Origin of the sequence: Okeania sp. SIO2B9 (assembly GCF_010672505.1) — a bacterium.
In the GTDB taxonomy this organism is placed as follows: Bacteria; Cyanobacteriota; Cyanobacteriia; order Cyanobacteriales; family Microcoleaceae; genus Okeania; species Okeania hirsuta.
The window spans coordinates 1-12,291 of record NZ_JAAHGK010000057.1 but is presented as its reverse complement, the minus strand read 5'-3'; the positions used below and the strand labels follow the sequence as shown (position 1 = coordinate 12,291).

At 39.6% G+C, this 12,291-nt stretch carries 13 protein-coding genes; 6 read left to right on the top strand and 7 right to left on the bottom strand.

Annotated elements, in window-relative coordinates; translation table 11 throughout:
- Positions 1-614: 614 nt before the first annotated feature.
- Both F6K13_RS03980 and F6K13_RS03975 read right to left on the bottom strand, forming a co-directional pair.
- Positions 615-998 (bottom strand): PH domain-containing protein, encoded by a 384-nt coding sequence (locus F6K13_RS03980; protein WP_124145285.1) that lies wholly within the window; start codon positions 996-998, stop codon positions 615-617.
- A 121-nt stretch (positions 999-1,119) separates the two neighbouring features.
- Positions 1,120-1,344 (bottom strand): hypothetical protein, encoded by a 225-nt coding sequence (locus F6K13_RS03975; protein WP_124154267.1) that lies wholly within the window; start codon positions 1,342-1,344, stop codon positions 1,120-1,122.
- A gap of 90 nt (positions 1,345-1,434) precedes the next feature.
- On the opposite strand from F6K13_RS03975, the gene F6K13_RS03970 reads away from it, so the two are divergent.
- Entirely contained in the window at positions 1,435-1,626 is a 192-nt protein-coding gene (locus F6K13_RS03970; RefSeq protein ID WP_287286864.1) for a hypothetical protein, read from the top strand.
- A gap of 291 nt (positions 1,627-1,917) precedes the next feature.
- On the opposite strand, the gene F6K13_RS03965 is transcribed toward F6K13_RS03970, so the two are convergent.
- Positions 1,918-2,634, bottom strand: coding sequence for a hypothetical protein (locus tag F6K13_RS03965; protein WP_287286863.1), 717 nt, complete (start codon positions 2,632-2,634; stop codon positions 1,918-1,920).
- A 639-nt stretch (positions 2,635-3,273) separates the two neighbouring features.
- Here F6K13_RS03965 and F6K13_RS03960 point away from each other — a divergent pair.
- From F6K13_RS03960 to F6K13_RS03945, 4 genes are all read left to right on the top strand, one after another.
- Complete coding sequence (locus F6K13_RS03960) at positions 3,274-4,671, top strand: AAA-like domain-containing protein (protein WP_240038970.1); 1,398 nt, start codon at positions 3,274-3,276, stop codon at positions 4,669-4,671.
- 108 nt (positions 4,672-4,779) lie between these two features.
- Positions 4,780-4,995, top strand: a complete 216-nt coding sequence (locus F6K13_RS03955; protein ID WP_124145287.1) for a hypothetical protein — start codon at positions 4,780-4,782, stop codon at positions 4,993-4,995.
- A 1,855-nt stretch (positions 4,996-6,850) separates the two neighbouring features.
- Positions 6,851-8,680, top strand: a complete 1,830-nt coding sequence (locus F6K13_RS03950) for a vanadium-dependent haloperoxidase (RefSeq protein ID WP_124145288.1) — start codon at positions 6,851-6,853, stop codon at positions 8,678-8,680.
- A gap of 790 nt (positions 8,681-9,470) precedes the next feature.
- Complete coding sequence (locus tag F6K13_RS03945) at positions 9,471-9,773, top strand: hypothetical protein (RefSeq protein WP_124145289.1); 303 nt, start codon at positions 9,471-9,473, stop codon at positions 9,771-9,773.
- On the opposite strand, the gene F6K13_RS03940 is transcribed toward F6K13_RS03945, so the two are convergent.
- Both F6K13_RS03940 and F6K13_RS03935 read right to left on the bottom strand, forming a co-directional pair.
- Positions 9,754-9,981, bottom strand: a complete 228-nt coding sequence (locus tag F6K13_RS03940) for a transposase (protein ID WP_124145290.1) — start codon at positions 9,979-9,981, stop codon at positions 9,754-9,756. The two genes, F6K13_RS03945 and F6K13_RS03940, sit on opposite strands and share 20 nt — an antisense overlap.
- A gap of 62 nt (positions 9,982-10,043) precedes the next feature.
- The gene (locus F6K13_RS03935; protein ID WP_124145291.1) at positions 10,044-10,265 is read right to left on the bottom strand and encodes a transposase; all 222 of its coding nucleotides are present in this window, start codon (positions 10,263-10,265) and stop codon (positions 10,044-10,046) included.
- A gap of 725 nt (positions 10,266-10,990) precedes the next feature.
- On the opposite strand from F6K13_RS03935, the gene F6K13_RS03930 reads away from it, so the two are divergent.
- A complete protein-coding gene (locus F6K13_RS03930; RefSeq protein ID WP_124145292.1) occupies positions 10,991-11,359 on the top strand; it encodes a hypothetical protein in 369 nt (122 codons plus the stop codon).
- A gap of 58 nt (positions 11,360-11,417) precedes the next feature.
- On the opposite strand, the gene F6K13_RS03925 is transcribed toward F6K13_RS03930, so the two are convergent.
- Complete coding sequence (locus tag F6K13_RS03925) at positions 11,418-11,579, bottom strand: hypothetical protein (protein ID WP_338043193.1); 162 nt, start codon at positions 11,577-11,579, stop codon at positions 11,418-11,420.
- Between the two features lie 69 nt (positions 11,580-11,648).
- Entirely contained in the window at positions 11,649-12,011 is a 363-nt protein-coding gene (locus F6K13_RS03920) for a hypothetical protein (RefSeq protein ID WP_287286861.1), read from the bottom strand.
- Positions 12,012-12,291 lie beyond the last annotated feature (280 nt).

Sequence of the window (12,291 nt, the reverse complement as noted above, 5' to 3'; positions counted from 1 at the left end):
TGTTCATAAGTGGAGCGACTCTTGTCTAAACTAATTATCTTCACTATGTTTCAAAGATAGTGGGTGGAGCGGTGTAAGAAGGCGATTTTTCCCAGCACCATTCTCCTAAATTGGCTTGAAAACTCTACCATCACGAGAGGTTTCCACAATTGATTGAGCTTGAATATCCAATATAGTAACTGCCATTAGTGCTCTTGATATCATGTCCGGTAGCATCGGAGCGTGTATAGAATTAAGTTTCAATTGAAAGAAATCCTTTAGCATAGTAGCATAACTGCCCTCTGCTTTCCTTCCACCAAAGTATAAGTATTCAAGTCGAGACTGTAGCAATATTTTATGAAATTGGTATTATATAGCAATCCTAAATAGGTCGTGACAAATCAAAAAGTAAATAAAAAAACTGAAACTCTTACCTGTTCCCTGTCCCCAGTTAAGTGTTCCCTAAAAAGCAGTAAGATTTTTGACACGAATAAAATAGGATTGCTATAGAATATCTAAAACAACAGAATATTAATAATCAACCCTTTGTCCTAGATCACTAAACGCCTTCTTCCTTCTTACTTCTTCCTTCTGCTATAAAATTGAACTAAAAACCTACCACCTTCTTCAAGAATTTACTTCAAAACATACTTACTTAATACAGAATAGACTTCGTTAATATTCACGGAACGATTAAATTCATGACTAATTGGTTCTGATTCACTACCTACCCAAATCTTTAACTCTGCATCTAAGTCAAAATGTCCTGCACTTTCTTTAGAAAACTTGGTAATTTTTGAATAGGGAATAGAAAGAAACTCAATTTTATGTCCTGTTACTCCTTGTTTATCTACCAAAATTAAACGCTTATTAGTAAACACAAACATATCGCGAATAATTTGGTAAGCTTTTTCAATTTGTTCTCCATCTACTAAAATATCGTTGAATAACTTATCTAGTTTTTTGGAATCAATATTAACTTCGGCAGCATTTCCGAGTAGACCACTAATTAAACCCATATTTTACTCCTTTTAAATAATTTTCAGTAGTCATCTTTAAACCAGTAAACTTAAGTTATAGGATTGATACTCAAGGCTGAAAGCTGATAGCTTATTAATACTGTAATTAACTATCAAATCATTAGAAATCTCCATAAATTACATCAACCTTTTCTGAAATCCTTGTCGGGGCGTTACATGGAATGTCCCTACATTCTTTTTCGGAGATATCTATTAGCAGAATATCATTTTTCTTTTCTATCTTAACAAAATCTGGAGTGATATCAAATCCCCTCAGTTTCGGTCTAAAAAAATGTTCCATCACAGCGCCATTGCCAAATCTTTCTTGATCTCCCCATCTCCCCATCTTCCCCCCCAGGAGGGGTTATACCAAGGGTGAAAAAAGAATGTGTTCGAATAGTAACAGGAATAAAAAGACAAATGCAGGATATGTCCTTTGACAAAGTGGTCGATCTTCGGAGCTTCCCGTAGGGTGGGATGGCGTACTTCGGAGCGGGTCTGCACTCTTCGGGTCTCGGAGCTGACCGACCATCGACCAAGAGAGCGGTGCGACCCCGCGACGACGCTAGTCGCACCTGGTAGCGCACCAAGACAAAAGAATGATTTGCGACCTGAAAAATGGTATTGAAGCTATTCCCGTGTGACTCAGTCCTCCTGAGTTACCCTCCTGGGAGGGGAGCGCGGGTGGGTTGACTCCTTACGAAATATCCTAGCTATTTGTAGCAAATATTTCTTAATTTGATATTAGGGGTGGGTTCCCACACTATAAGTCTAATGACACCAATCCTACCGGATTTGATCTGAAGCGGTCGCCATTATTTTGATGAGAGTTTTTTGACTCAAGTAGATCCATCGCTTCTAACTAACTTAAGTTACTACAGAAGTTAAATTGATCGCGCAATACTACACTATTTCATTTCTACCACATCATTACAGCAGTTTCACCACTTAAACCAGGAAAATACAAACGAACTCTGAGAATATAAGTACGACCTCTCAACAATTTGTGAGTAATGAAAGCATTATATTCAGTACCACTATCATCATCTCCATTCAAATACCTTGGGTCGCCATTCTCTTCCTCAAACAAAACCATTACAGTGTCTGCTTCACCAAAAGTTTGAAACTTGTAATCTCGCGAAATTTTTGGCTTCACAATAAAATTAACCTGTTCTCCAGGGGATAAAACCAATGGCACTGAAATAAAAGGTTTAAGCTCAATGTAATCGTTTGATTCCAGCACAGGATAAAACTTTTGCATCCAATCCTTATCCTTTTGTGACAAACCAGGTTCTGGAAAAATTCCTTGCTGATTATAGGGAGCAGGACTATTGATCAGTTCTGCTTGAAACTGATAGTGCATAATTGAGTTTGGGTCCCAGTCAGACCCTGCAACTTCATTTGTTGCTACTTTACGCAAAATATTATATTCTATCGTTTCTAACGACCAATTGTTCGGAAGTCCACTTAAAGAAGCTCTGACTGCATCTTCTTTCCACTGAATACCTGCTTTAGGATTTTGATGCTCGTGTGGTAATGCTAGTGTATGTCCCACTTCGTGAAGTGCAGTTTCCTTACCATAGCCATCATCAGCTAAAGGCCAACCAAAATTCATAGTTCTTTGGTTTAATATCATGTCCGGTTAAACAGTGATAAATAAATAACTAGGGAGTCCTCAGGAGTCAGGAGTCAGGAGTCAGGAGTCAGGAGGAAAGAGGGAAGAAAGAAGAACAACTGGAGTTGAAGGAGAAAGTTTTTTTATAACTAATTATCCGGACATGATATAAAGGAATATTCAGCACATCAGTTCCCAGATAAGACCAAGACCCATCACCTTGTTGGAAACCAATGCGAACTTCTGCATCTGTGGGAGCATCAACCTCTTCAAATCAGACTTCTGATGTCTTTATGAAGACGCTCAAAACTTCCTGAGAAACAGAAGCGGTTTGAGATTTAGTTATAACCACGATGCAACAAAGCCGTATCAGTAGCTTGAGTTTCAAGCGAATTTAAGCCTGTGGAGAAGATTAAGTTGCAGACTGAAGAGGATGAGAAGGAGAATTTTTTTTTGATCACGCTTTTATCCGGACATGATATAACTTCTAACTTGCCCGTAGCGCTATACCTCTACAGATGCCGACGCGGGGTCGCACCACTCTTCCATAAATGTAGCAATATTTGATAAAATTGGTATGATTTATTTTCTATTGCCAAAAAAAAAAGGATATGATTGCATAAAATACTATTTATATTTATACTTAATAATAGCTAATATATGGAGAAAGAGGAAAATTCATACCCTATCAACTTAAATTTTGTTCTCAAAGCTATAAACCGCAAGCTACTCGAAATTGATTATCCTCCTCTAAATAATATAGAAAGGATAATTATCCAAGGCATCTGGAATTATAAAACCTATAATCTAGTAGCTCAAGAGGCTGGTTATAGTCCAGGTTATCTGAGCAATGTTATAGCTCCTCAGCTATTGAGACGAATTTCTGATGTTGTAGGCCAGAAGGTAACCAAAAAAAATTGTCGGGCAAAGCTTGAAACATATTTTACCTCAAAAGCAACATCAAAAAAAACCATTGCCAACCAAAATGCTACAACACTGTCTACTAATATTAGGCAAGTGATGTCACCAAGATTTCCTAGTGGAGGCATATCTCTAGATTCCCCATTTTATATACAACGATCTGATATTGAGAAGCAAGTATATGCAGAAATTGAGAATCCGGGGGCTTTGGTAAGGATAAAAGCGCCACAAGAAATGGGCAAAACCTCCCTGCTGCTGCGTGTTATGGACTATGCAAAACATTTTTTAGATTATCACGTTGTTAACTTGGACTTACAACAGGTAGACCAAGATATTTTTAGTAATATTAATAGGTTTTTACGCTGGTTTTGTGTTAATATCAGTCGCCAACTAAACATAGAATCAAGGTTAGATGATTATTGGGATGAAGACATTGGGTGTAAAATTAGCTGCTCTCTCTACTTCCAGGACTATTTACTAGATTCAATTGATTCGCCCATACTTCTAGCTTTGGATGAAGTGAACCAGATTTTTGAGCATCTGGAAATAGCAAAGGACTTTTTTCCCTTGTTACGTTCGTGGTATGAGGATGCCAAAAGACTCCCCCTGTGGCAGAAATTGCGTTTAGTAGTAGTTCACTCAACTGAAATTTATGTGCCTCTAAACCTGAAACAGTCACCTTTCAATGTAGGGTTGCCAATCCAGCTACACAATTTTTCCTTGAAAGAAGTGGTAAAATTAGCTAAATGTTACAGACTTAATTGGACAGATGGAGAGCAAGCAAATCTTTTGATGGCTATGACAGGAGGACATCCTGCTTTAGTACATCTTGCTATTTATCATCTTAGTCAGGGAGATGTAACACTCACGGAGCTATTAAAAACGGCTCCTACATCGACGGGAATTTATTCGAGTCACTTGCAGCGTCATCAAGCAAAATTGCAAGATGAGCCGGAATTAGCGATCGCTTTGAGTACAGCGATACATACCACTGAACCTATATTACTAGAACCTATCTATGCTTACAAGTTAAACAGTATGGGGTTAGTGAAGTTAGATGGAAATAAAGCAGTTATCAGTCATCAGTTGTACCGAGACTACTTCCAACAAACATTACAGGCGTTTTCATTTCGGTAGAGCACAGTAGGGACGTTTCATGGAACCTCCTTACTGGGTGCCTGATTGTGACGATGTGGTTCATCAATATGAAAAGCGCTGTATGATAATGTCTGCAAGCGGATATCTTTGGCGCGCAAACAGCTTAAACAGAAGTTGAGTGACTATTTTCGAGCTTCGGAGTTGGAAAGTACAAGTCTAAATATTGAAGAAGGAGTCAGGAGTCAGGAGTCAGGAGTCAGGAGGGAAAATTGCATGGGGATAGTCAACGAAGGGCCGCTCCGCGTCTACGCTCCCCCAAACAATTTTGAGCACCGTGTAGACGGTGGGGTATTAAACCCATAAGGGAAATAATAAAAAAATATATTGAAGAAGGAGACAGGAGACAGGAGACAGGAGACAGGAGGAAAATTACATGGGGATTCTCACCCCAAGTAATTTTGAACACCCCCGTTGACGGTGGGGTATTAAACCCACAAAGAAAATAATAAAAAAATAATAATACGATATCTGTTAGGAGTTAGATCGCCAAATCACCTCATCTTCTCATCACCCCATCACAACAGGAGCGGGAGAGAGTTAATTGTATAGCGCTGTGCGCAGGCAACAGGCAATAGGCAACAGCTCCGGAAGGGGGAATAAAAAGCTGATAAGATAAAACTTTTAGCTATTGGACACCTCCTGTAATTTGTAAATATGCCAGGGCACATTGCTATATCTATTTTCACCCCCAAACTGAATAATTTTGGATAATAGATGATCGTATTTATGATCCAGATAATGACAGCAAAACTCAAATATATCATGTTGAAAAAATGATATTTAATGTGATAAATAAGAAGAAATAACCATTGAAAACTGTATTAATGGAGAGTTGGTATGGAAGACAAAGATGAATGGCATTGATAGATAACTTAGGAAAAAATTATTATTGGCACTTAAAAATAAATCGCGCACGTAGATGACACAGGTGGTGTATGAAAATCGAAAAATCTTGCTGAATTAAACTGGAATGAATCAGAAAAAAATCAGGTAAAATCATTAAAAAGAAAGGGTTTCAAAGGGGTAAAAAAGTCAAGGGATTCTGGGTAAATGCTTCTACCAACACCAACAGAATATATTGCTACTAATGACCTCAGCAAATGCAGTAAAGATGATGTCTAATTTGAAGTTAAAATGAGATGAAAAATTGAGGAATGTCAGAGAGGAATTAAGCAATTCACAGGAGCCAATACCTGTGAATGTCGTCTGAGAAAAATTCAAATAAATCATATTGCTTGTGGAATGTTAGTCTGGAATTTTGTCAAAAGATTAGCAGTGAAAATAGGAAAAACTATTGCTCAAGTCAAACATTAATTACTCTCAGATTACCTGCTCCAAGAGCTGAATAAGCCTACAATAAAATTCAGGGCTATTTTGATTTGATAGAGGTTTTTTACCTTTGTTTTAACTATGGAAATTGTCTTGACGCGATCGCGCTTGATTTTTTTTCAGCGTTAGCGGAGCTTGGCGTCAGCAATCGCTCTATTTACCATGCGCTATTATATATAGTGTCTTTGCGTAAGTCCTGATAAATTAAGAAGACATTCAGAGTAGGGACGTTGTATGTAATATCCCTACTTTATGTTTAATACTAAGGTTAGTGGGAGAGCGATATAGCTGCCGCACTTGCTCCGCCAACGCCGACTTAAGGGTTTGAACTAGAATATTTTAAAGTTCTTGAGCAGCCAACATAAATAATTTATTTACTTCTCAATTGCATCATAGATATGCAATTCATAAATTAATCAGACATTCACAGTAGGGACGTTGTATGCAATATCCCTACTTTATGTTTAAAACTAAGGTTAGTGGGGGAGCGATATAGCTGCCGCACTTGCTCCGCCAACGCCGACTTAATAGAAGTAAGAAGTTGGGCAATTTTTGTTTCTTTTTGTAAAGAAGTACCAAAAAATTATATCGAGTAAAATATAATAGGTGCAGGTGCATTGCAATAGTCATCCATTGTAAGACGAGGAGCGATCACTACCTTACTCGATCAAGCTAGAAATTAAGGGTATCTAACTCAAAAAAGTCATAAATTTTGCTTTCCATCGTCTACATAATAGACGAGTATACCACTTAATTATGATGATAACTTATCAAGTCTCGTCCCAGTTTTGCACACAATCCTAAAATTAATCAAAAATAGGAGAATTTTATGAACGAGCGTCGTCAAAAATCTTATTCCGTTCGCATTGAGGCCGCTGAATTAGCAAGAAGCCGCCAACATCCAACCCATCAAGCTAATGGGGACGAAGAGCGCTACGCAGGCGATCGGTATTTCATGTCCTTTACCAAAGGTTTAATCCATAACCCCAACACAGGATTGCTACAAGATCCAAGAGACTTTGTAGAATTTCGCCGAGCGATCGATGATGGCTTCATCGATCCTTTTACTGATAGAGTTCGTCATGGTGCAAAATATAAGGTTGTTAATGGCAACATTGTAGAAGAGGAAAATCCGAATTTCCTTGATGGTTTTAGACAGTGGGAAGCCCCAACTGCAGGGGTTGTGCATGATTTAGAAGGACCTGATGCTCAAGCAGTCACCATGCCTCCCGCACCACCATTGTTAGATGCCACTGGTAACACGAACCCGGAACTGATTTTTGAGATGGCTGAGGTATATGAACTGGCCATTCTTCGCGATTGTCCTCTTAATGATTTTGAGTGCAATGCAACCAATGAAAAGGTCAACAAATCAATTGCTCGCCTCAATTGCCTTGATTACATCAAAGACCAAAATGGACGACCTCGAAAAGTCAATGGAAATAACTGTCTCGACAAAAATACAGTATTTCGTGGGTCTTCTCCGGGGGTAGAGGTGGGACCTTACCTGTCTCAATTTTTGCTGATTGGTAACAAAGGCGTCAACGGAGATAATGGTGTCACTAAGGGAAAAATCGCCTATGGTGTTCTGGAAATCAACCAACAAGTTCCCATAGCCACGCCAGGAACAAACTATATGACCGATTTGACAAAGTATGTTGAAGTTCAGCGGGGTATTAGACAGGAACGAGAAAGCTATGATACTGGACGTCGCTTTATTTATACACCTCGTGATCTGGCAACCTATGTCCACTACGATGCTCTTTATGAAGCTTATCTCAATGCTTGTCTGATTCTGTTGGGAATGGGAACTCCTTTCAATCCTAGTTTCGATCATCTCTCTGGAGGTGGTGTAGCAGCACAAGATCCAAAAACTCGCCGTCACGCTAATGGTTTTGCTCTTTATGGTGGTCCCCACATTTTGACCTTGGTGACTGAGGTGGCAACACGAGCACTTAAGGCTGTTCGTTTCCAGAAGTTTAACAATCATATTCGCTTGCGACCAGAGGCTCTAGCAGCACGAATTGAGCTGTTGCGTTCTGGCAATAGCATAGATAGAGATTTGCTCCCAGAAGCCTTGAAAAAAAACGTTCAGGGGTTCATAGATAAGTTGGAAGGCAATGGAACTTGCGGTTTGAACACAAGTACTCTCGGAAATATTTCCGCAATAGCTGAAGGTAGTTATCTGCTACCAATGGCATTTCCTGAAGGATCTCCCATGCACCCTGCTTATGGTGCAGGACACGCTACCGTTGCTGGTGCTTGTGTAACCATTCTCAAGGCATTTTTTGACACCAGTACAGTGCTTGTAAAGGATAGTAGTAAGGAATATAGGTTCAAACGTATGGAGGAAGGCGATAAGTTGGTTGCTTTCCGAGTTAATGGTTGCAATCGGACTGCCTTGAAAGAAAGAACGATTAATAATATTTCTGAGGCTCTCACTCTTGAAGGTGAACTGAATAAACTAGCAGCCAATATTTCCATTGGTCGAAACATGGCAGGAGTTCACTACTTCACCGACTATTACGATAGCGTTCGCATGGGCGAGGAAATTGCCATTGGTATTCTTGAAGAACAGGCATTGACTTTTCCTACAGATCCCTTTGTCTTGTCTGTACCAACCTTTGATGGCGACGTTGTGAGAATTGGTCGGCGATAAACGTTGGGTATAGAGATGCAAAGGTTACTCTTCGCCGGCATCCTGAGCTTGGTTTGAGAGAATTAATCTCTCACTCATACCCGCTAGATATCTCCAATAATTATTCTAGAACCGGCGTTGATGAACCAAGCTATGAAACCTAAATTTGGCCAAATAGAAAATGCTTTTCAGTTAATAGTTAGGTGATTGGCATTAATGCGCAGTCATAGCCAAAATCACCAACGCCCTAGAACCCTATTGGAAAAAGGCACAGCTAAAGATAGGGCAGCGATCGCACTCTATCAAGACAGTCTGTTTTATTAGATGGGAATCCCGCGCTGTACCGTCAGGTCAGCGTCGGGAGGATGTCAAAGCCTGTCTGGTATCCTTCCGAGGAATAGCACGCAGAGTTAGGCGTGCTTACTGGAGCTTACAATTTTAGTGCTGTTGCCAAAGACTGGGGCAACTTGGAGAACTTGCTCGTCAGGGAGCGAGAAACCTGGGAGGTGATGAGTTTGCTGATGGGTTGAAGCATGGTCTGGCTATTGCCTGGCAAAATATACCTCACCAAAAAGGTGGATGGGCACAATGAAATACAGTTGAGAATAGAGAAATTCACTTTAACACTCTGGTTAAGGGCGACCAAAATTTTTATATTGTTGGGGACTAGCTTTCTCACCTAACGGGTTGGCAAGAGGGTGCAGTTGCTTCAGCTCTGAATGCAGTCTGTCAGATTGCAGACCCAATCAATGTATCGCGTTCCTGATATTGACCTCCTTCCAGATACGCGCTTGACTGTGGAAGGTGCATTTTGGGCTACTCTGCCTGCTTATGTTTGATTGACTCCCAAGAGAAATGGCTGAAAAATGCACTAAAAAGCGTTAGCTCCGCCTACCAAAAAGCTAATTTGGCTAACGTTCCGGTGGATACTTATCTCTTTGGTCATTCTTTAGGTGGGTTGTTTGCTCTGAGTTGGGCTTATTATATTGAACAAGAACATCTTCCTGAGAACCTGTTACCCCAGCAGGTGCTTGTGGCAGATCCGCTTCCCAATACCAGTGTGGCCAATATACCCGGGGAATTGGGGGATTTGATTACAGCGCTTTTGAGATGAATAAACCACAATGTTCAAACATTCCCCATGGCATCATCTTCAGTAATTTGAGCGATGTAGCTGCCGCACTTGCTCCGCCAACGCTTCGCTGATAACTCGATCTAATTGTTCCTGAGGAAAGAGCTTGACGAGAACCGAGAAACTCTTTAAATTTTGACCAACATAGTTCAATGGGTGACAAATCTGGTGAGTATGCAGGTAAGAACATTAACTTGGCTCCTCTATACGGAAATTAACTCTTGAATTCTAGAACCTTTGTGGACACTTAAATTATCCATCAGTACAATTGCCCAAGCGCCATAGTTGAGGTACTAAAATCTGCTTTATATATGTTTCAAATACATTTCTATTTGTACTACCAATTACTGTCATTGATGCAATTAGACCATCTAGACTTAAAGCTCCTAAAACACTTGTATTCTTACCTTGATTTCTAGGGGCATTGGTAACTACTCTCTCTCCTACTTTTGCTGGACCATCAAGACGAGTCATATCATGTTCGGTTGAATACTTATAATATCTGTGGACTAAAAGCAGAAGGCAGAGGGCAGCTATGCTGAAGGGAAAGAGCAAGGTTAGAAGGCAGAAGGTTTATTATAACTGATTATCCGCAATTCGTAGCTCCCCCGGAGGGGAACATGATATCATCCCTAAATTAACCCCTGATTCGTCAACAAAAACCAAATTATTTATGTCTACTAAATCAGCGCCATTTTCCATACTCATAGCGTTTTTGTTTAATATCTTCTCTCTCTTGTTCTGAAGCATAAAGACTTTTTTTTTCTACTTATATTGAATTTTTTGAAAATTTGATACATTGTTGATACACTCACTTTGACTCCGGTTCTAATTTCTAAATATTCCCATAACTCACAAAGTAAAATATCCGGTTTTTGTTGGATTTGCTGCGCTCATTAAAGAATCAAAATTGCCATCAATTTTAATCTTTGGTCCTCCTCCATGTTGCTTTGGATTTACAGTTCCTGTGGTTCTATAATGCCTTCATAAATTACGGACAAAACTCAAGCTAACTTGAAATCTTTGCGCTATTTGACGTTGAGAACCTTCTTGATTTTGATCGGCTCTAATCACACGAAGACGTAAATAAGCGTGAATATGGTCTGGCCATTTTTCAGGATTGGCGTTGGCGGAGCAAGTGCGACAGCTACATCGCTCTAGATAACTATATTTGTGTTTAGTTATATTTTACAATTAACGTGGTTCACCCATATGAAAAGTGCTGTAAGAAAATTACCGATGATGTGGATGTTAAAGTAACTGGAACCACACAAAACCTGAATATTCAAAACTATCACCTGGGCAAATTTATGCGGGAGTTCTCAAAAATAGGCTTTGATGCTTTACAGGAAGTTCAGCAGCCTGATGGGGATACAATTTGGGCTATGGATATGGTAATCGACAATCAAGATTTCAACTTTTACCTGAGTAAGGCTGAGATTCTTAATACGATAACTTTGGCGGAAGTTCAAAGCGAACAACAAATTGACGAAATAGCCTCAAAGTACAAAATTGAGAAAGATAGGAGTTATATCATCATTGATGGTAAAAAATATTGGCGTTGGTAAATTAGGGTATGATATTTCCAAAAAGTCCTTATAGAAACCATTTAGGTTCTCGAAGAAATTAGGCGATCGCCACTAATCTCTTCAACATCAGCCTGACAAAACAAACATTAATTTTGGTGGCACCATGAGCAAGAGTTGTTTTCCTGCCGAATGCTGCGCAAACAACATTTTTTACTAAACTTTTACATCTTTCCATCCAGGAATTGGTTCTTTCTATCACCCACCTAGCTGTGACGGGTACAAATCCTGTTTTGCCTTGTTGATTCTTTTGAGCTTTTGATGGTTTAGGCTACAGTTTCAAGGGAATCTTCGTCATAATTGCCGGAGCAACTTTTTTCAACTCCTCCATAATTTTTTGAGGATGATATCCATTATCCAGTAGAATGGTGATTTTCGGAATGTTAACTGGCTGGGATTTAAAGTAGTCGATATTATTTGAGAACATCTCAATTAATCCGACATGATCACAGACCGATGCTTTGGTGCAATGGACAAAAAAAGCGCACCGCCCGCTCTGAGGAAACCTCAGAGTAAGGACGGAGCAAGAAGGAAAACCGAGAGTATCGACGGCTAGATGCCGTTTAATTCCATTGGTGGCTAATTCAAAACAACACCCCTTGGACTCTAAACTGTCATTACAAGTATTTTTCACGGCTTGGGAATCAATGATCATTAAAGTTGTCCATTTGCCTTTTTTTTACCTGTTGACCTATTTGAGCGTACAGGATATCCCTAATCTTCTCAATTAGTCCTTCTTCCCTCCACTGTTGATCACGCCAAAATACTGTGGAGGTTGGCGGTAAATCAAGTATTACCCAGTAAGCGTCACCGTGGGGTTGGCCAAGAAACTGGTGATACAAGTTATATTGAACGATTCAATCATACTTGACGTCAAAGAGTTTCCAGCTGAGTAAGTAAAACTTGATCATTCT